The organism is Streptomyces triticagri (genome assembly GCF_003429565.1).
GTDB classification, from domain to species: Bacteria; Actinomycetota; Actinomycetes; order Streptomycetales; family Streptomycetaceae; genus Streptomyces; species Streptomyces triticagri.
Genome location: NZ_QUAK01000231.1, coordinates 1 through 19018, shown reverse-complemented (window position 1 = coordinate 19018; position 19018 = coordinate 1). Strand labels below are relative to the sequence as shown.

Annotated in this window: 17 protein-coding genes; 6 read left to right on the top strand and 11 right to left on the bottom strand. The window is 70.8% G+C overall.

Annotated elements, in window-relative coordinates; all coding sequences use genetic code 11:
• Nucleotides 1–44 precede the first annotated feature (44 nt).
• Nucleotides 45–2108, bottom strand: a complete 2064-nt coding sequence (locus DY218_RS34670; RefSeq protein ID WP_199566906.1) for a choice-of-anchor P family protein — start codon at nt 2106–2108, stop codon at nt 45–47.
• Between the two features lie 560 nt (nt 2109–2668).
• Here DY218_RS34670 and DY218_RS30780 point away from each other — a divergent pair.
• On the top strand, nt 2669–3874 hold the full coding sequence (locus DY218_RS30780) for an aminotransferase-like domain-containing protein (protein ID WP_128559458.1): 1206 nt from the start codon (nt 2669–2671) through the stop codon (nt 3872–3874).
• A gap of 127 nt (nt 3875–4001) precedes the next feature.
• On the opposite strand, the gene argS is transcribed toward DY218_RS30780, so the two are convergent.
• Nucleotides 4002–5759: an arginine--tRNA ligase gene (argS, locus tag DY218_RS30775; protein ID WP_128559457.1), complete on the bottom strand. Its 1758-nt coding sequence runs from the start codon at nt 5757–5759 to the stop codon at nt 4002–4004.
• Nucleotides 5760–5935: 176 nt separating this feature from the next.
• Between argS and lysS the strand changes: the two genes are divergently transcribed.
• Together lysS and DY218_RS30765 are read left to right on the top strand one after the other, a co-directional pair.
• On the top strand, nt 5936–7672 hold the full coding sequence (gene lysS / locus DY218_RS30770; RefSeq protein ID WP_128559456.1) for a lysine--tRNA ligase: 1737 nt from the start codon (nt 5936–5938) through the stop codon (nt 7670–7672).
• Nucleotides 7673–7855: 183 nt separating this feature from the next.
• Complete coding sequence (locus DY218_RS30765; RefSeq protein WP_128559455.1) at nt 7856–8071, top strand: hypothetical protein; 216 nt, start codon at nt 7856–7858, stop codon at nt 8069–8071.
• Between the two features lie 208 nt (nt 8072–8279).
• Here the strand turns inward: DY218_RS30765 and DY218_RS30760 are convergent, their stop codons facing one another.
• From DY218_RS30760 to DY218_RS30750, 3 genes are all read right to left on the bottom strand, one after another.
• Nucleotides 8280–9824 (bottom strand): DUF2637 domain-containing protein, encoded by a 1545-nt coding sequence (locus DY218_RS30760; RefSeq protein WP_233521983.1) that lies wholly within the window; start codon nt 9822–9824, stop codon nt 8280–8282.
• A 173-nt stretch (nt 9825–9997) separates the two neighbouring features.
• Nucleotides 9998–10897 (bottom strand): DUF3558 family protein, encoded by a 900-nt coding sequence (locus DY218_RS30755; protein WP_128559453.1) that lies wholly within the window; start codon nt 10895–10897, stop codon nt 9998–10000.
• Between the two features lie 116 nt (nt 10898–11013).
• Nucleotides 11014–11952, bottom strand: coding sequence for a DUF3558 domain-containing protein (locus tag DY218_RS30750; RefSeq protein ID WP_128559452.1), 939 nt, complete (start codon nt 11950–11952; stop codon nt 11014–11016).
• Between the two features lie 163 nt (nt 11953–12115).
• Here DY218_RS30750 and DY218_RS30745 point away from each other — a divergent pair, with 163 nt between their 5' ends.
• Nucleotides 12116–13309, top strand: a complete 1194-nt coding sequence (locus DY218_RS30745; RefSeq protein ID WP_128559451.1) for an RtcB family protein — start codon at nt 12116–12118, stop codon at nt 13307–13309.
• A 36-nt stretch (nt 13310–13345) separates the two neighbouring features.
• Here the strand turns inward: DY218_RS30745 and DY218_RS30740 are convergent, their stop codons facing one another.
• The 5 genes from DY218_RS30740 to DY218_RS30720 all read right to left on the bottom strand — a co-directional run bounded on the left by DY218_RS30740 (nt 13346) and on the right by DY218_RS30720 (nt 17052).
• The gene (locus DY218_RS30740; protein WP_233521982.1) at nt 13346–13828 is read right to left on the bottom strand and encodes a pyridoxamine 5'-phosphate oxidase family protein; all 483 of its coding nucleotides are present in this window, start codon (nt 13826–13828) and stop codon (nt 13346–13348) included.
• 86 nt (nt 13829–13914) lie between these two features.
• On the bottom strand, nt 13915–14121 hold the full coding sequence (locus DY218_RS30735) for a hypothetical protein (RefSeq protein ID WP_128559449.1): 207 nt from the start codon (nt 14119–14121) through the stop codon (nt 13915–13917).
• Between the two features lies 1 nt (nt 14122).
• Entirely contained in the window at nt 14123–14458 is a 336-nt protein-coding gene (locus tag DY218_RS30730) for a hypothetical protein (protein ID WP_128559448.1), read from the bottom strand.
• On the bottom strand, nt 14458–15219 hold the full coding sequence (locus DY218_RS30725; RefSeq protein WP_128559447.1) for an SDR family NAD(P)-dependent oxidoreductase: 762 nt from the start codon (nt 15217–15219) through the stop codon (nt 14458–14460). Before DY218_RS30725 ends, DY218_RS30730 begins: the two co-directional genes overlap by 1 nt.
• Before the next feature lie 342 nt (nt 15220–15561).
• Complete coding sequence (locus DY218_RS30720) at nt 15562–17052, bottom strand: FAD-dependent monooxygenase (RefSeq protein WP_128559446.1); 1491 nt, start codon at nt 17050–17052, stop codon at nt 15562–15564.
• 191 nt (nt 17053–17243) lie between these two features.
• On the opposite strand from DY218_RS30720, the gene DY218_RS30715 reads away from it, so the two are divergent.
• Together DY218_RS30715 and DY218_RS30710 are read left to right on the top strand one after the other, a co-directional pair.
• Nucleotides 17244–17849: a TetR/AcrR family transcriptional regulator gene (locus DY218_RS30715; protein ID WP_128559445.1), complete on the top strand. Its 606-nt coding sequence runs from the start codon at nt 17244–17246 to the stop codon at nt 17847–17849.
• Between the two features lie 132 nt (nt 17850–17981).
• Nucleotides 17982–18416, top strand: a complete 435-nt coding sequence (locus DY218_RS30710) for a GNAT family N-acetyltransferase (RefSeq protein WP_128559444.1) — start codon at nt 17982–17984, stop codon at nt 18414–18416.
• Between the two features lie 52 nt (nt 18417–18468).
• Here DY218_RS30710 and DY218_RS30705 read toward each other — a convergent pair.
• On the bottom strand, nt 18469–19018 hold a 550-nt coding region (locus tag DY218_RS30705), incomplete at its 5' end, for a helix-turn-helix domain-containing protein (RefSeq protein WP_147336188.1).

Genomic DNA, 19018 nt, shown 5'->3' with positions numbered 1-19018 from the left:
CCCGTGCAAGGGGTACGGCGGGCGCAGTCGTATCTGCCGTGCTGTCAGGCGCAGTTGAGCGCAGCGCTCTCGGCGTGGCCGAGGGTGACGTCGACGCCCGCGGGGCTGGTCAGATGCAGTGCGGTGACCTCGAGACCGTCCTCCGTCTCCGTCTGCTCATTGGTGACGATCTTGGCCAGGCCCAGATCGATGGTGTGGTTCGGGGTGTCGGGCACGGTGACCGGGCTGCCCGCGATGGTGAGGGTCAGCGAGGTGCTGCCCTCGGAGCCGGTGCAGCTGCTGGTCGACTCCGCGGTGAGCCCGGACCCCTCGATCACCGGCAGACCCGGCACACCGATGTGCGCGTCGGTCAGCTCCGCGGAGGCGGTGACGCTGCTCGGCCCCGTCTTCGCCGCGACCTCGGAGCAGAGCACAGCCGCGGTGATCACGACCGCACTCACCTCCTGCGTGCACTCGGGCGCGACGGTCTCCTCGCCCGCGGTACGCACCTCACCGGTGTCCGGCGTCGGGTCGATGCCCACCGGGAGCACCGGCAGCGGGACCTCCGCGGAGAGTGCGTAGGCGCGGCCGGTGACGTGTTGGAGTTTGACGTCGGCGGTTGTTTCGGAGGCTTTGTGGGTTTCGGTGCCTTCGAAGGTGGCGGTGACGGGGAGGGTGGCGTCGTCGGTGAGTTTCTGGTCGAGATCCTCCGTGCTGCAGGTGGCGGTGCCTTCGGTGTCGGTGGTGCCGGTGCATTCCTGGGCGTCGTCGTCGGGTCCGATGGTGAGGGTGACGTCGGCGTCGGGTACGGGTGCTCCGCCGTCTTCTTCGGTGAGGGTGGCGGAGAGTTCGGCGGGGGATCCGTTGGAGACGGTGCCGGGGCCGGTGTATTCGAGGACGGTGTCCTTCGCCACCGGCGGGTCCGTGGAGCCCTCGCCGACGTCCAGCAGATTGCGGTCGACGTCGAGCGTCACTCCGCCCCAGGTCTCGTTCGGCTCGGCGTCGGTCGGGCCGTGGTACTGCTTGATGCGCTGGTGGTCGGCCCACAGATCGGCCGGGATTACCTCGTCGTCGGTGGTCTCCACGTCGTCCCAGCGGGCGAAGTCGATGACGTCGATCAGCGAGTACGAGTCGTCGCCGGCTGCCTCGACCAGGTCCGTGGCGAGCGAGGACGCGCTGCCGTACGCGCCGGACCGGTAGCCGAGCTCGTGGACGGTGTCGGTCCACGTGGCCAGGAAGTCCTTGACGACCTGGCCGTACTGGCCGCGGTCGTAGTGCTCCATGTTGAAGTAGAGGACCGAGTTCTTCGGCAGGCCGAGTGCGGCCGCCTGGGCGGCGGCGTCCTCGGCGGAGGCCTTGGCGTCTGCCACCGGGTCCTCGATGACATCGCAGTCACCGCCGCAGCTGCCCGCGTTCGGGTCCGCCTGCGGGCCGACGTAGATCGGGAAGTAGCGCCAGCCGTTGTCGTACTGCGCCTGCATCCAGTCCGCGTCGACGGTGACGCCGCAGCCCGCGTTGATCCCGCCGATGTACACCCCGACCGCGCCGTACGGCGAGGCCTCCTTCCAGGTGTCCATGTCGCCGCCGGACGGGGCGGTGCAGCGATCGAATCCCTTGCCGTTGAAGCTGGTCGCGTCCTCGGGCAGGGCGGCCTTGGCGGCGGGTGGCGCGGCGGCGTCCGGGGCCTTGGCGTCGCGCGCCCGGTCGACCGGCAGGTCCGCGCTCTTCAACGCGTCCCGGACCAGGGCCGGTTGATCGCCGTACGCCGCTGTGACGGAGATGCCGGATGCAGTGGCCCGGTACGTCCGGGCCGTGCTGTTCCGGGTGACATCGGCCTTGGTCGACTTCGCCGCCGATTTCGCAGCCGGTTCGATCAGCAGCGATTCGGTGCGGCCGAAGGCCTTGGCCGGACAGTCGCGTTGATTGCCCGGCTTCCCCAGATAGACCGCGTTGCGGTCGAACCGTACGCAGCTCTCGGGTGACTTCTCCAGGTCGACGACGTCCCAGGACGCGGGGACGGTGAACCGGTGTCCCTGGTACGTGACTTCGGTGGTGCCGGCCGCTTCCGCCCGGCCGGTGGGTGGCGCGGCGCCGGCGGCCGCGTGGGCCGTACCGAGCGAGCCGGCCATGAGTGCCGCGGTGGCGGCGACTGCGAGAAACGTGGCGCGCCGGGTTCGGCGCGCGCTCGACTGAGGTCTTGGCTGAGTGATGGTTCCCCCTGAACCGGGCACCGGGCAGCACGTGCCGGTGCGTCGCCAGCGATGACCCCGGTGACACTGGAGTGGGTGACGTGTCTACGTCAAACATTTCGGTCCGACACGATCACTGAACAAGCCGCCGTGGTAAGGGAGTTGACAGGTCGTTACCGTCGGTAGTGCCCACGAGGTGTGCGCACGGTGTTCCGAATCTGCTGTGCGGGATCGGTGAAGCGGCGGGTGGCCGCGGCGCGACGGCCGGCCTCCGCGCAGCGCGGTCGTACGGAGGCCACGCCTCCTTCACCTTCCTCGTTTGTCCGGAAAACGCCAGCGGTACGGGACGTTCCGCCCACCGGTCGGCCGCGGGCCGGACCATCCACCGAGTGGAATGGGCGGGTGGCCGGGGCGTCCGGCTGCTTAGGGTGCGGACAGGGTCGGCCGCTCCCCACGTACGCCGGTCGTCCGTCGCCCGTAGCCGAGAAGGAGCCGCAGCCGTGACCATCCACGAACCCGTCCGCACCGCCGCCGACCAGCCGCCGCTCGCCGCCCGCGCCTCGGCCGTGGGCGGGTCGCCGGTGCGGGACATCCTGGCCGTGACCGCACGGCCCGAGGTGATCAACTTCGCGGGCGGGTTGCCCGCGCCCGGGCTCTTCGACAGCGAGGGCGTCGCTGCCGCCTTCCGTGCCGTACTCGAGGAGATGCCCGAGCGGGCCCTGCAGTACTCGACGACCGAGGGCGAACCGGCGCTGCGCGAGGCGCTCGCCGGACGGATCGCCGCCCGGGGGCTGCCCACCGGCGCGGACGACCTCATCGTCACCTCCGGTTCGCAGCAAGGACTTTCGCTCCTGGCGACGGCGCTGGTCGAGCCCGGGGACACGGTGCTCGTCGAGGATCCCTGTTACCTCGCCGCGCTGCAGGTCTTCGCCTTCGCCGGGGCGCGGGTGGTGCCCGTGCCGTGCGACGACGACGGGATCGACCCTGCGGCCCTCGACGCCCTGGTCGCCGCGGAACGCCCGAAGCTGCTCTACACCGTGCCCACGTTCCAGAACCCCACCGGCCGCACGATGCCCGTGGAACGGCGGGCGGCGGTCGCCGAGGTCGCGGTGCGGCGCGGGCTGTGGATCGTCGAGGACGACCCGTACGGGGAGCTCCGCTTCGAGGGCGAGCGCGTGCCGTGGATCGCGGCGCAGGAGGGCGCGGCGGAGCGCACGGTGCTGCTCGGCAGCTTCTCGAAGGTGATGGCGCCGGGGCTGCGGCTCGGCTGGCTGCGGGCGCCGGGCGCGCTGTTGCGCGCCTGTGCGGTGGCCAAGCAGGCCGCGGATCTGCATACGCCTACGGTCAATCAGCTGGCTGCGGCGCGGTATCTCGCGGAGCGCGATCTGGATGCGCATGTCGCTCGGGTGGCGACGGTGTACGGGGAGCGGAGGGATGTGCTTCTGGCCGGGTTGCCTGACTCTCTGCCGGAGGGGTCGCGGTGGGTGCGGCCGTCGGGCGGGATGTTCGTGTGGGTGCGGCTTCCCTCCGGGATGGATGCGGGGGAGTTGTTGGCGCGGGCCGTTTCGGAGTCTGTCGCGTATGTGCCGGGGGCGCCGTTCTTTGCGGGGGTGCCCGATGCCCGTGCGATGCGGTTGTGCTTCGTGACCCAAGGGCCGGATGAGTTGCGGGAAGGGCTGCGGCGGTTGCGGTCTGTCTTCTGCTGACGTCCCAGGCATCGGCCTGGCGGCCTCGTCCTCAATCGCCGGACGGGCTCAATTTTGTCCTCAATCGCCGGACGGGCTTTATAGAAGCCCGTCCGGCGATTGAGGACACCGCGCGGAGCGCCGGAGGTCAGAGACGCTCAGGCGTCCGGATGCCCAGCAGGGCCATGCCCTGATGCAGCGTGCGAGCGGTCAGGTCGCAGAGGAACAGCCGGTTCTCCACCTGCGCCGGGCCGTCCGCCTTGAGGACCGGGCACTGGTCGTAGAACTTCGTGAGCAGCGAGGCCAGTTGGTAGAGGTACGCCGCCACCTTGTGCGGTGCGTACTCGGCCGTCGCCTCGAAGACCGTCTCGCCGAACGCGTCCAGATGCAGGCCCAACGCCCGCTCCGCAGGCGCCAGTTCCAGCTCCGGGTGGGCGGTCGGCCGGGTCTCGCCCGCCTTGCGCAGGATCGACTGGATCCGGGCGTACGCGTACTGGAGATAGACGGACGTGTCGCCGTGCAGCGAGACCATCTGGTCCAGGTCGAACTTGTAGTCCCTGCTCGGGGACGTGGACAGGTCCGCGTACTTGACCGCGCCGATGCCGACCTGCGCTGCCCGCTCCTGGATCTCGTCCTCGGTCAGATCCCTCGCCTTCTCCCGTACGACCTCGGCGGCGCGCTGCGTGGCCTCGTCGAGGAGGTCCTCCAGCTTGACCGTCTCGCCCTCACGGGTCTTGAACGGCTTGCCGTCCGCCCCGAGCACGGTGCCGTAGCCCATGTTGTGCGCGGTGACCTCGTCGGTCAGCCAGCCGGCCCGCCTGGCCGTCTCGAAGACCATCTTGAAGTGCAGGGACTGCCGTACGTCCACGACATAGAGGAGGTTCGTGGCCTTGAGGTCGAGGACCCGGTCGCGGATCGCGGAGAGGTCGGAGGCCGCGTAGCCGAAGCCGCCGTCGGCCTTCTGCACGATCAGCGGGACCGGCTGGTCGTCCTTGCCCCTGATCTCGTCGAAGAAGACGACGAGCGCGCCGTCCGAGCGGACCGCGACGCCGGACTCCTCGAGGAGGCGGGCGGTCTCGGGCATCAGGTGGTTGTATGCCGACTCGCCGACGATCTCGTCGTCCCGTACCGCCATGTCCAGCTTGTTGAAGACCGAGTAGAAGTAGATCTTCGACTCGTCCACGAACTGCTGCCAGAGCTTCAGGGTCTCCTCGTCGCCGGCCTGGAGCGCCACGACGCGCTTCCGCGCCCGCTCCTTGAAGGCCTCGTCGGAGTCGAAGACGGCGCGGGAGGCCTTGTAGACCCGGTTCAGATTCGACATCGCCTGCTCGCCGTCGACCTCTTCGGCCGGGGCCAGCTCGCCCGGGTGCTCGATCAGGTACTGGATGAGCATGCCGAACTGCGTGCCCCAGTCGCCGATGTGGTGCCGGCCGATCGTCCGCTCGCCGGTGAACTCGAGCATGCCGCGCAGCGCGTCGCCGATCACGGCGGACCGCAGATGGCCGACGTGCATCTCCTTGGCCACATTCGGCTGCGCGTAGTCGATGACCGTGGTGCCCGGAGTGTCCTTGGGCGCGACGCCGAGCCGGTCCGCGTCCGCGTACCGCGCGGCGAGCGTCTCGGTGATCGCCCGGTCGGAGACCGTGATGTTGAGGAAGCCCGGGCCCGAGACCTCGACGTCGGCGAGCAGCTCGCCGCTCACGAGCTTCTCGACGACCTGGGTGGCGAGCTCCCGCGGATTGGCCTTGCTCTTCTTGGCGAGCGCCAGGATCCCGTTGGCCTGGAAGTCCGCCCGGTCGCTGCGTCGCAGCAGCGGGTCCGCGGAGGCGGCGTCCGGCAGGGCTGCCGTGAGCGCGTCCGCGAGGCGCTGGTGGACCGTCGAGGCGAGGGAAGGGACCGAGGCCATGGGGTGCCGTTCCTGTCTGGGGAGCAATGGGTACCCCGATTCTCCCACGTGCCCGCCACTCGATTTCCGGGTGCGGAGGGCCCTGCATTTCCGGGTGCGGAGGCCCCCACCCGGTCTGAAACAATGGCCCGCGTCAGCCTTTCGTTGAAAGCCCACACCACCAGGATCAAGAGGACGTGCCGATCGTGGCTCAGAGCACAGAGACCACCGACTGGGTCTCCCGTTACGCGGACGAGGTCATCACCGAGTCGGAGCGCCGTGCCCCGGGCAAACCTGTCGTCGTCGCCTCCGGACTCTCCCCCTCGGGCCCCATCCACCTGGGCAATCTCCGCGAGGTCATGACCCCGCACCTGGTCGCCGACGAGATCCGGCGCCGCGGCCACGCCGTGCGCCACCTGATCTCCTGGGACGACTACGACCGGTACCGCAAGGTCCCGGCAGGCGTCCCCGGCATCGACGAGACCTGGGCCGAGCACATCGGCAAGCCGCTCACCTCGGTCCCGGCCCCGGCCGGGTCCGCGTACCCGAACTGGGCGGAGCACTTCAAGGCCGCGATGAGCGAGTCCCTGGCCGCGCTCGGCGTCGAGTACGACGGGATCAGCCAGACCGAGCAGTACACGTCGGGCACGTACCGCGAGCAGGTGCTCTTCGCGATGAAGCACCGCGGCGACATCGACGCGATCCTCGCCCAGTACCGCACCAAGAAGGCCCCGGCCAAGAAGTCGCAGAAGCCGGTGGACGCCGCCGAGCTGGAGGCGGCCGAGGGCTCCGGCGCGGCCGCCGAGGACGACGGCAGCGGCTCCGGCGCGGAATACTTCCCGTACAAGCCGTACTGCGCGGTCTGCGAGAAGGACCTCACCACGGTGACGTCGTACGACGACGAGTCGACCGAGCTGACGTACACCTGCGCGTGCGGGCACGGCGAGACCGTCCGGCTCAGCGAGTTCAACCGCGGCAAGCTGGTCTGGAAGGTCGACTGGCCGATGCGCTGGGCGTACGAGGGCGTGATCTTCGAGCCCAGCGGAGTCGACCACTCCTCGCCCGGCTCGTCCTTCCAGGTCGGCGGCCAGATCGTGGGGATCTTCGGCGGCGAGCAGCCGATCGGCCCGATGTACGCCTTCGTCGGCATCTCCGGCATGGCGAAGATGTCCTCGTCCAAGGGCGGCGTGCCGACGCCGGCCGACGCCCTGCAGATCATGGAGCCCCAGCTGATCCGCTGGCTCTACGCACGCCGTCGGCCCAATCAGTCCTTCAAGATCGCCTTCGACCAGGAGATCCAGCGGCTCTACGACGAGTGGGACAAGCTCACGGTCAAGGTCGCCGAGGGCGCGGCGCTGCCGGCCGATGTCGCCGCACACTCCCGTGCCGTCGGCACGGCGGATGGTGAACTGCCGCGGACACCGCGCCCGTTGCCGTACCGCACGCTCGCCTCGGTCGCGGACATCACCGCCGGCGCCGAGGACCAGACGCTGCGCATCCTCGGCGAGCTCGACCCGTCCCAGCCGCTGGCCTCGCTCGACGAGGTGCGGCCCCGGCTCGACCGCGCCGAGGCCTGGATCAACACCCAGGTCCCGGCCGAGTCCCGCACCCTCGTCCGGGACGAGCCCGACAAGGAGCTGCTCGGCTCCCTCGACGACCAGGCCCGCGAATCGCTGCGGCTGCTCGCCGACGGGCTCGACGACCACTGGTCCCTGGACGGCCTGACCCATCTCGTCTACGGAGTGCCGAAGGTGCAGGCCGGGTTCCCCGCGGACGCGACGCCCAAGGAGCTGCCGGCGGAGATCAAGGGTGCGCAGCGGGCGTTCTTCGCGCTCGTCTACCGGCTGCTCGTGACCCGGGACACCGGGCCGCGGCTGCCCACGCTGCTGCTCGCGGTGGGCGCGGAGCGGGTGCGCAAGCTGCTCGGGGTCTGAGCCCGGGGCGGGTGGCCGAGTCCGGTGCGGGTGCAGGAATCCGGTGCGGCTCGGTCACGGTGCCGGAGTCCGGTGCGGCTCGGTCCGTCGTGACTGAGTCGTACCGGACTGCATCCTTCGGTCTACCCGCGGTTCCGTCCCGCGCAGGACGATTCCGGGCGTGGGACGCGAGACCGTACAGGTATGAAGCAGATCATCGGCATTCTGGGCTGGATCATCGGCATCCAGGGCGCGCTCGGCCTCATCGGCCGGCTGACCACCGGGAACGACTGGGGCATGCTGCGCGCCTGGTTCGAGCCGCACCCCTTCGTGTACGCGGCGATGGTCGTCGTCGGCTTCCTGCTCGCCCTGCCGGACGAGCGGCGACGGCGGAGCCGGGCTCAGTCCTCGCGCTCGTAGGTGAGGATGTGAGGATGTGAGGATCTTCTTCGGCTTGTCGCCCAGCTTCCAGAGCACCAGCGGGCCGTCCGCCGACTTCGCCCCGTAGTAGTACGCGAACAGCTCGGGCGGGCGGTTGGCGGTCCTGCCGCCCTCCTCGACCTCGAAGTCGTCCAGCTCGGCGCGGCCGCGGCTGCCGGCGCCGACCGTGCGTCGTGGGCGGGCGATGCTATGCGCTGTACTCCGTGTCCAGTTCCTGCTGGTAGCGGGTGCGGAAGCCGCGCAGGTAGGGGCGCAGCGAGTTCTCCTGCAGGGGGCCGCCGGCGCGGCCCGTCACGCCGTACAGGTCCTGCAGATACAGGCCGAACTGGCGGGCGTTGGGATAGTCCCCGTGCTCGCTCACATACTTCCGGAAGGCGCCGAAGTACGCCTCCTCACGGGAGACGTCCTCGGGGAGGCCGGGCGCGGAGGCCTCGTCGGGCTCGCTCTCGATGTCCGTTCCGGCTCCGGCGGACGGCGGGACCGGGATGTCCTGGTCCGGGAGCTCGGGGACGGTGAGCTCCGGAGTGGCCGATTCCGGGCTTTCCGCGCGCGGGCCCGGGATGGTGAGCGGGCGCGTACGGTTCGGGCCGGCCGGGACGCGCACGCCGCTGTCCCCGGGGGCGGGGGGCTGGGTCTGCTCGTACTCGGTCTGCTCGTACTGGTCCTGCTGGTACTGGCCCTGTGAGTACTGGTCCTGTGGGTATGGGCCGTCTTCCTGGTACTGGCCTTCCTGGTACGGGCCGCCTTCCTGGTACGGGCCTTCCCGGTACGGGCCGCCTTCCTGGTACGGGCCCTGGCCGTCGAACCTGGCGTGCTGGGCCGGGTCGTAGGCCGGCTCGTATCCGGGGTCGTAGTCCGGGTCGTAGCCGCCCTCGTACGCCACCTCGCGCGGCTGGGCGAACCAGGGGCTGTCCGAACCCTCGTCGGCCGGCCCGCCCTTGCCGAGCTCGCCGCCGCCCGGGACCGCACCGGGGCGGGGCGCGGTGCTCGGCGTACCGGAGGTGATCTCGGCCGGTTCGGGCGCGGGCGGCAGGAGTTGGGGCTCGATGCCCGCGGCCGCCAGGCCCGCCGGGCCGGTCTCGGCGAGCGGCACCCCGTACCGGGCCAGACGCAGCGGCATCAGGGATTCGACCGGGGCCTTGCGGCGCCAGGCCCTGCCGTAGCGGGAGCGCAACCGTGCCTGGTAGACGAGGCGTTCCTGCTCGAGCTTGATGACCTGTTCGTAGGAACGCAGTTCCCACAGCTTCATCCGGCGCCACAGCAGGAACGTCGGCAGCGGCGAGAGCAGCCAGCGGGTCAGCCGTACGCCCTCCATGTGCTTGTCGGCCGTGATGTCGGCGATCCGGCCGATCGCGTGCCGGGCGGCCTCGACGGAGACCACGAACAGGATCGGGATGACCGCGTGCATACCGACACCGAGCGGATCCGGCCAGGCGGCCGCGCCGTTGAACGCGATCGTCGCCGCGGTCAGCAGCCAGGCGGTCTGCCGCAGCAGCGGGAACGGGATACGGATCCAGGTCAGCAGCAGGTCGAGCGCGAGCAGCACACAGATGCCGGCGTCGATGCCGATGGGGAAGACGAGGGAGAAGTCGCCAAAGCCCTTCTTCTCCGCGAGGTCACGCACCGCGGCGTAGGAGCCGGCGAAACCGATTCCCGCGATGACGATCGCGCCCGCGATCACCACCGCGATGAGTATCCGGTGCGTGCGAGTCAGACGCAGTGGCGCGGCCACCCGTGATCCCCTCCCTGTTCGGTCAGTTGCGCGCAACAGCCTGGCACACGTGTACGGGTGACGGGGGGCGGGTATGCCGGGAGCCCGGCCACCAGGGGTGACCGGGCTCCGGTTGCGGGTGGGCTGTCCGGAGTTGTGCCGGTGCGGCCTCGGGCCCGCGGTGCTCTGTGGGGTCAGGACTTCTTGGCGGATCCTGAGCCGGAGTCGCTGCCTGAGCCGGAGTCGCTGCCGGAGCCGGAGCCGGAGTCCGAACCGGAATCGGAACCCTTGTCCTTGGAGTCCGAATCGGAGTCGCTGCCGGAGCCGGAGTCCGAACCGGAGCCGTTCGAACTGCCCGAACCGCCCGAAGTGTTCGCCTCGGTGACCGCCTTCGCGGCCTCCTTCGCGGCGCTCTTCGCGTCCTTCGCCAGGTCACCGGCGCTCGGCGCCTTCGCGCCCGCGAGGCCCGCGCCGTTGTAGTCGAGCACCACGACCGCGTTCTCGACCCGGGTGACCACGCGCTGGTTCTTGAAGGTGCCTTCCTTCTTCTTCTGCTCGTAGGACACCAGCGTCGCCTGGTCACCGACGCCGCTCAGCGGCTCGGTCTTCACGTCCTTCGCGCCGTCGATCCCCTTCGCCTCGTCCACCCGCTTGGTGAACTGCTCGCCGGCGAGCTTCTCGCCGCTGCCGAGCGTGGCGTTGGAGTCGTAGCGCATCAGCGACACATTGAGCCAGCGGAACTGCGAGCCCTTGACGCCCTTGTCGTCCAGGCCGTTCCACGAGCACGAGCCGCGCGTCGTGGTGTCCGCCGACTTGGCCGACTTGCCGGACTTGTCCTCGGCCTCCGGGACCAGGTCCGAGATCGTCTTCTTCTCCAGGACCTTGCAGGGGTCCGGGAGGGTGTCGAAGGCCGCCTTCTGCACGGTCGAGGCCTTGTCCTTCTCGCCGCTTCCGGGGCTGGTGGAGGACTGGGATCCGGCGTCGTTCTTGCCACCGTCGCCGGAGTCGGAGGAGCAGCCTGCCGCGGCAAGGATCACCGGTACGGCTGCACAGGCGGCAAGAGTGCGGGTGAGTCGCGGCGTAAGTCGGTGCATGGTTCCTTCGCTCATGGAGTCCGTTGGTTCCGCCCAGACACGGTACGCGGAAGGTGCCCGGGCTGTGAGCGAAATGTGAGTGACCCGGGCCACCCGGCGCGGGGGTCCGGCAGGCGCTACTCGGCGAACCGTGCGGCCATCTTCGAGGCCAGTTCCCGCGCGGTGTCCTGCATTTCCTTGCTGTCCGGCACCTCCGTGCCGCGCGCCGGCTGCTCGTCGTACTCGACGGTCACGATCACGTTCGACGTGCGGAACACCACAGTCACCGTGCGGTGCCGGGCCGCCGCGCCCTCGGCGCTCAGTTTGTCGTCGACGAAGGCCTGATCGGCCAGGCCGTCCAGGACTCGGGGCTCGAGCCCTTCGGGAACGGGCGGGGTGGACGGGTCGCCCGATGCGGCCGGATCGGGTGATTCATCCGATTTGCTCGAACTGTCCGACGATCCAGTGCTGTTGCCGTTGCCGTTGCCGTCGCCTTCGGGGGCGCCGTCGCCGTCCGGGTCGGTCGTCGCCGGCGTCTTGCCGCCTTCGCCCGGCTTCGCGCCGTCCTTGCTGTCCTTGCCCGTGCCGCTCGGGGTTGTGTCCGGGTCCGCGCTGCCGCTCGGGGACGGCGCCGGCAGATCGGCGGCCAGCTCCTGCTCCAGGTACAGCTTCTCGGCGAGCTCGTCGTCGCTCACCGATGCGTCGTACGACACCACGCGCTCGAAGCCGACCCGCAGATGGTGGCTGGCCTGCGCCGACTCCACCTTCCAGCGGCAGCCCACAAGGCGGTCGGTGTCGTATGTGACCGTCGCCTCGCCGTCGTACAGCTTCTCCCGCTGGGGCTCGGGCGCCGCCTTGATGCCGGGCAGCATCGTGTCGAGCGTGCCGCGGTCCGGGGTGCGGCAGGGGTCGGGCAGCGTCCGGTACTTGCCGGGCGCCGCAGCCGGAGTGCTCGAGTCCGTGCCGCCCGGCTTGGAGTCGCCGGCCTCATCGCCGAGGCCGGAGCCGCTCGTACAGCCGCCGAGCAGCACCGCGAGAAGCGCGGCCGCGCCCGGGACATACCCCTTACGCCGCACGGTTCCGGCTCCCTTCGCCACGGAAAACAGGTTGCCGCCCTCCGGCGGCCAGTGACCACAATGTGTATCGCACGCGCCGCTGTGAATGCCGGTTCGCTATCCCTTTTGACGAACTCGGCTCCAGATTTTGCGCTTTCAGACTTTTCGGGGGATCGAGGTAGTTATGTCATACGTAGAGGTGCCCGGTGCGAAGGTGCCGATCCGCATGTGGGCCGACCCGGCGTCGGTCGAGGACGGCGCGCTCCGTCAGCTCCAGAATGTCGCAACTCTGCCCTGGATCAAGGGCCTTGCTGTGATGCCCGACGTCCACTACGGCAAGGGTGCGACGGTCGGATCCGTGATCGCCATGCGCGACGCGGTCTGCCCGGCGGCCGTCGGTGTGGACATCGGCTGTGGCATGTCCGCGGTCAAGACGTCCCTCACGGCGAACGACCTGCCCGGCGACCTGTCCCGCCTGCGCTCCAAGATCGAACAGGCCATCCCGGTCGGCCGCGGCATGCATGACGACCCGGTCGACCCGGGCCGCCTGCACGGCTTCCCGACGGCGGGGTGGGACGCGTTCTGGGGGCGCTTCGACGGAGTCGCGGACGCGGTCAAGTTCCGCCAGGAGCGGGCCACCAAGCAGATGGGTTCGCTCGGAAGCGGGAACCACTTCGTGGAGGTCTGCACGGATGCGTCCGGTTCTGTCTGGCTGATGCTGCACTCCGGCTCCCGGAACATCGGCAAGGAACTGGCCGAGCACCACATCGGAGTGGCCCAGAAGCTCCCGCACAACCAGGGCCTCGTCGACCGTGACCTCGCCGTCTTCGTCGCGGACACACCCCAGATGGCGGCCTACCGGAACGACCTGTTCTGGGCTCAGGAGTACGCCAAGTACAACCGCGCGATCATGATGGGCCTCCTCCAGGACGTGGTGCGCCGCGAGTTCAAGAAGGCGAAGGTCACCTTCGAGCCGGTCATCTCCTGCCACCACAACTACGTGGCGGAGGAGCGGTACGAGGGCATGGACATGCTGGTCACCCGGAAGGGCGCGATCCGGGCCGGCTCGGGGGACCTGGGCATCATCCCCGGCTCCATGGGCACGGGCTCGTACATCGTGAAGGGACTGGGGAACGAGAAGTCCTTCAACTCGGCCTCGCACGGCGCCGGTCGCCGCATGAGCCGCAACGCGGCGAAGCGGCGCTACTCGGCCAAGGATCTCGAGGAGCAGACCCGCGGGGTCGAGTGCCGCAAGGACTCCGGCGTGGTCGACGAGATCCCGGGCGCCTACAAGCCGATCGAGCAGGTCATCGACCGGCAGACGGACCTCGTCCAGGTCGTCGCCAAGCTCAAGCAGGTCGTCTGCGTGAAGGGCTGAGCGATACCGACGGCACCTGGCCGCCCCGGCGGGCGACTACAGCCAGGTGCCGTCGCGCATGATGACGCGGCCGCGCAGCTCCGGCTCGTCGCGCCAGGCGCGGATCACCGCCGGCGTGATGCGGATGTAGACGAACGATCCCTCCTCACGGCGCGGGTCCCAGCCGAACTTGGCGGTGAAGCGGTCCGCCGCCTCCTCGGGGACGTCCTGATCGGCATAGCAGTCGGCCTCTCCCTGGAGCATCACCACATCCGCGGTGTCCGGCAGGGAGAGGTGGACGCGTCGTTCCTCGCGGACGTTGCGCACCGTGGCGGAGGCGGCGCCGGTGCAGACCCAGACGGCCCGACCGTCCCAGGAGAACCAGAACGGGGCCTGGTGAGGGCCGTGCTCGGGGTGGGACGTCGCCAGCCAGATGTCGCGCTCGGTGGCGAGCCGGTCCAGGGTCTGGCGCCGGCGCTCCGCCGCGGGGCGGCGTGCGTCCTCGGTTGTGGGTGGGGTGTTCTGTGTATCGGCCTGCACGGGCATCGACGCTAATCAGCGAACGGCGCCCACACATCGGGCTGTGGACCTAGGCCCCTCGGTCCGGGAGCGGGCGGCCTGACCAGTCATTTCGCGTGCGTGACCGCGTAGATCATGACGAACGCGACGATGTGGATGCCGAACAGGAAGTAGGCCAGATACCACCACATGTGCCGCTCGCTGCGCTCCTCCTCGCTGCGCCGGTACGCGTCGGCCGCGGCGGCACGGGCGGCGGCGTCCGGGGTGGACGTCTCGGCAGGAGTGGGCGTGGCCCGGTCAGGGGTGTCCGGCATTTCAGGCCTCGTTCCGTCCTGTTGTGCCCCCTGCTGCCGGCTCCGCTGCCGGCTCCCGTGCCGCCAACTCCTCTGCTGCCGTGTCCCGTTCCGTCGAGTGCAGGGTGCGGGAACCGGTCACGGCACGGTCGAAGTCCCGCTGGGTGTCGTCGCACCAGTGCCGTAGGTCGGTGAGCAGGCGCTGCAGGGTCTCGCTCGGGCTCTGGCGCCAGCCCTCGGCGGAGAGGGTGTACGTCTGCAGGGCCTCGCCGGCGCGGCGCACCGCGGCCTCGTGCGCGGCTGTGGCGTCCTCGGTCGGGGCGGAATTCTGCGACGGGGTCGGGTCGGGGCTCGGCATCACGGCTCCCTGTGCACCTTCTGGTTGGAGGCCTGGGCTCGGGGGCGGACCACGAGCAGGTCGATGTTGACGTGGCTCGGGCGGGTGACGGCCCAGGCGACGGTGTCGGCGACGTCGTCCGAGGTGAGCGGCTCGGCCACGCCCGCGTAGACCGCGGCTGCCTTCGACTCGTCGCCGCGGAAGCGGGTCACCGCGAAACCCTCGGTCTTCACCATTCCCGGCGCGATCTCGATGACCCGCACGGGCTGTCCGACGATCTCCAGGCGCAGGGTCTCGGCGAGTACATGCGCCCCGTGCTTCGCCGCGACGTATCCGGCGCCGCCCTCGTAGGTGGCGTGGCCCGCGGTGGAGCTCAGGACGACGACCGTGCCGTCCCCGGACGCGACCAGGGCTGGGAGCAGGGCCTGGGTGAGGTGCAGTACGCCGATGACGTTGACCTCGTACATCTGGCGCCAGTCGGCCGGGTCGCCGGTGGCGACGGGGTCGGCGCCGAGTGCACCGCCCGCGTTGTTCACCAGGACGTCGCAGCGGGGGAGGCCTGCGGCGAAGGTGTCCACGGCGGTCCGGTCGGTGACATCGAGAGTGTGCGCCGTCGCCTGGTGGCCCGCGGCCCGGATCTCTTCCGCGAGGGACTCGATCCGGTCCTTGCGCCGTGCCGTGAGCACGACGTGGAACCCCTCGGCGGCGAGCCGGCGTGCCGTGGCGGAGCCGATTCCGCTGCTCGCGCCGGTGACGACGGCGGTTCGGACGGCGGCGCTCATGGGATGCTCCTCGGTCTGCGGCGGGCGGTGTGGATGGCGGTGCGGTCTGGATCCGGTGCCCCAGCCAGGCTAACGGCCCGGCGGGGGTGCAAATATGGCGCGTACATGAAGGCGCCGTCCGCACCCTTCTCACCGTCCGCACCCTTCTCACAGTCCTCGCCCTTCTCGCCGTCCTCGCCCTTCTCGCCGGCACCGCGCGTCTGGCTGTCGTCGCTGGCCTTGTTGTCCTCGCTGTACTCGCCGTGCCGTGCCGTGCCGGTGCCGTGCTGTGCTGTGCTGTCGCGACGAGGTGCCCTGCAGGCCGGTCGGCCGGTGCACGAGCCGCGGCCCAGCCCGGACCTCCTACGCCCCGGTCCATTCGCCGAGGGCGCGGCGCAGGCCGCTGGGGTCGGGCTTGTCCGAGGCCCAGGCCACGTGGCCGTCGGGGCGGACGAGGAGAGCACCGCGCCGATCGCCCGCCCAGTGGGCCCGTATCACCCGGGCGTCGGACGCGGTGGGCGGCGCGGACTCGCGAGCACCCGGCGCGCGGTCGTCGTCCGCAGGCGTGATGAGCACGAACTGCCCGCCGCGCAGGGCCTCGTGGAGACGGCTCCCGCCGGCCAGGGCGACGTCCGGCGCGCGCCGGCCGACGAGTCGGTGGGCGCCGCGGGGTGCGGCGTAGGCGTGCCCGATGCCGGTGATCTGGCCGATCGCCCTGGTACGGAGCGGGCGGACGGCGTCGACCGCGTGGGTGAGGAGGGAGCGCAGCGTGCGCTGTGCCGCGGTGTGCGCCATGGCGAGGCGGATGATGGCCCCGCTGCTGCGGACGACGGCACGGCCCACGGGGTGGCGCTCCGCCTGGTAGGTGTCGAGCAGGGCGTCGGGGGAGTCGCCGCGGAGGACGGCGGCGAGCTTCCAGCTGAGGTTGGCCGCGTCCTGCAGGCCGGTGTTCATGCCCTGGCCGCCGGCGGGGGAGTGGGTGTGTGCCGCGTCGCCGGCCAGGAGGACGCGGCCGGTGCGGTACTGCGGGACCTGTCGCTCGTCGCTGTGGAAGCGCGAGATCCAGCGGGGGTCGTGCATGCCGAAGTCGGATCCGAAGGCGCGCCGGGTGATGCCGCGGAGTTCGTCGAGGGACACGGGGGCGTCGTCCGGGATGTCGGACCGCGCGCGGTCCCATCCGCCGACCCGCCAGTACCCGTCGCCGAAGGGGATGACGAAGGCGAAGGATTCCCCCGAGCCGTTCACCGCGACGGTGATCTCCGGCTCCGTCCTCATCCTGACGTCGGCCAGGACGATGGAGCTGATGACGGAGTGCCCCGGGAAGGGCTGACCGGTCGCCCGGCGGACGGCACTGCGGATGCCGTCCGCCCCGACGACGTACGCCGCCCGGTGGGTGGCGGTCGAGCCGTCCTCGTACTGCACGGCGACGTCCACTCCCTGAGCGTCCTGGGCGAGGCCGGTGACCTCGGCGCCGTGCCGGAAGACGACGCCGTGCTGCGCAGCGCGGCGGTGCAGGAGCTTCTCCACCTCGTACTGCGGTGTGGAGAGGAGGAAGGGGAAGCGGGACTGCATCGTGCCGATGTCCAGGGAGAGGGAGCCGAACAGGCGCAGGTCGGTGATCTGCCGGCCTGTCTTCACGAGCTCGTCGGCGAGGCCGCGGGCGTCGAGCAGCTCCAGGGTGCGGGCGTGCACGCCGAAGGCCCTGGTGAGATTGCTGATCCTGGCCGGGCGCTTCTCGAGGACGGTGACCGGGATGCCGGCGGCGGCGAGGTCTCCGGCGAGCAGGAGCCCGGTGGGGCCGGAGCCGACGACGATCACATCACTCTGCGCGGTGGTGCCCGTGCTGCTGTTCATGGCCTCTCCTTGGCAGTTCTCCGAATTCAACGGCAGTCCTCGGCGCCGACGGCAGTTCTCCGCATGAGGCAGAACTTGCGTCAACGTCCGTTGGCCAACGCTCGTTGGTCAACGCTTGTGGGCTAACTTAGAGTGACTTTCCCATCCTGTCAACACTTGTTGGCCAACGCGTGTTGGCTTATGATGTCCGCATGTCCGAGAAGCTCGCCCCGCAGGCCGACCCCAGCGGCACGGCCCCCCGCCGTTCCGACGCCACCCGAGCCGCGATCCTCGACGCGGCCCGGGAGCGCTTCGCCGCCGAGGGGTACGAGCGCGCCACGATCCGCGCGATCGCCCGTGACGCGGGGATCGACCCGTCGATGGTCATGCGGTACTACGGGAACAAGGAGGGACTCTTCGCCGCCGCCTCCGAGATCGACCTCCGCTTCGACGACCTGGACGGCATCCGCGTCGGCGCCGACCGGCATGCGGGGGCCGTCCTCGTCTCCCATTTCCTCGACCGCTGGGAGCAGGACGAGGTGCTCACGGCTCTGCTGCGGGTCGGAGTGACCAATGAAGCGGCTGCGCGCCGCATGCAGGAGATCTTCAAGGAGCAGCTGGGTCCGCTCGTCGCCGCGGTCTGCCCCGACCCGGCCGAGGCTCCGCGCCGCGCCGCCCTCGCCGCCTCGCAGATCCTCGGCATGGCACTCGCGCGGTACGTCCTGCGGTTCCCGCCCGCCGTCGAGATGTCGCAGAGGGAGGTGATCGCCTGGCTCGCCCCCACAGTGCAGCGGTACCTGACCGCACCCGAGGCCTGACTTCGCCCGAGACCCGACCGTGCCGGGGGGCGGCCCGGCCGCCGCGGCCGTCCCGTCCGCCCGTCCCGCTCGAGGCGGACGGCCGGTACCCGCGGCGCGGGAGTGTCCCGGGGTGCCCGTACCCTGCCGGGCATGAAGATCACCGACCTCGAGCCCGGAGACCCCCGGCTCGCCGCCGAGGCCCTCGACGTCCTGCGTGAGCTCCGCCCGCATCTGACCGCAGAGCTGTTCCGCGAGGTGTACGCGGAGGGGCACGCTCAGGGCCTGCGGTTCACCGCCGCGTACGCGGAGGACGGTGCCTGCCTCGGCGTGGCCGGTTGGCGGGTCGTGGTGAACACCAGTGCGCTGCGGAAGCTCTATGTGGACGATCTGGTGACCGCCGCCCGGGCGCGCTCGACCGGGGTCGGCCGGGAGCTGCTCGCGCACCTGGAGGTCCGCGCCCGCGAACTGGCCTGCCACCGGATCGAGTTGGACTCGGGTGCGCAGCGCTCCGATGCGCACCGCTTCTACTTCCGCGAGCGGATGCATATCAGCGGGTACCACTTCACCAAGCCGGTCGAGGCCTGATACGCCGAGCCCGTGGCGGGCTCAGCCCTCTGCCGGCGCGCGGCCGGCGAGCTCAGTTGCGCGGGGCGTACGCGGTCGGCGGCACGCCCACCGTCGCCGTGAAGTCCCGTACGAGATGGGCCTGGTCGGCGTAGCCCAGGTCGGCGGCGAGTGCGGCCCAGTCGACGTCGGCGGCCGATTCGGCGTGCTCCAGGGCCTGGTGGATGCGGTGGCGCAGGACGACCCACTTGGGGCCGACACCCACGTATGCGGCGAAGAGCCGCTGCAGTGAGCGGACCGAAAGGCCCGCGTCGCGGGCCAGGGTCCCCACTCGCAGCGCCGTGCTCTCCGAGCGGATCCGCTCCGCGAGTTCGACGGCGAGGTCGGCCCGCGGGTCCGGCGTCGGCCCGCGCGCGAGCAGGAACGCGTCGAGGGCTGCCACCCGCGCCTGATCGTCCTCCGGATCGAGGACGAGGGCCGCGTCGCGGGCACAGGCCAGGTCGCCCACGGCCGCGGCGCCGCCTGCTGCCACGGCGCCGGGCACCGCGGAGCCGTCCGTGCCGCCGCCCGCCGTGCACTCTCCCGGCCCGGCTGCTGCGCCAGCCGCGTCCCCGCTCACGCCG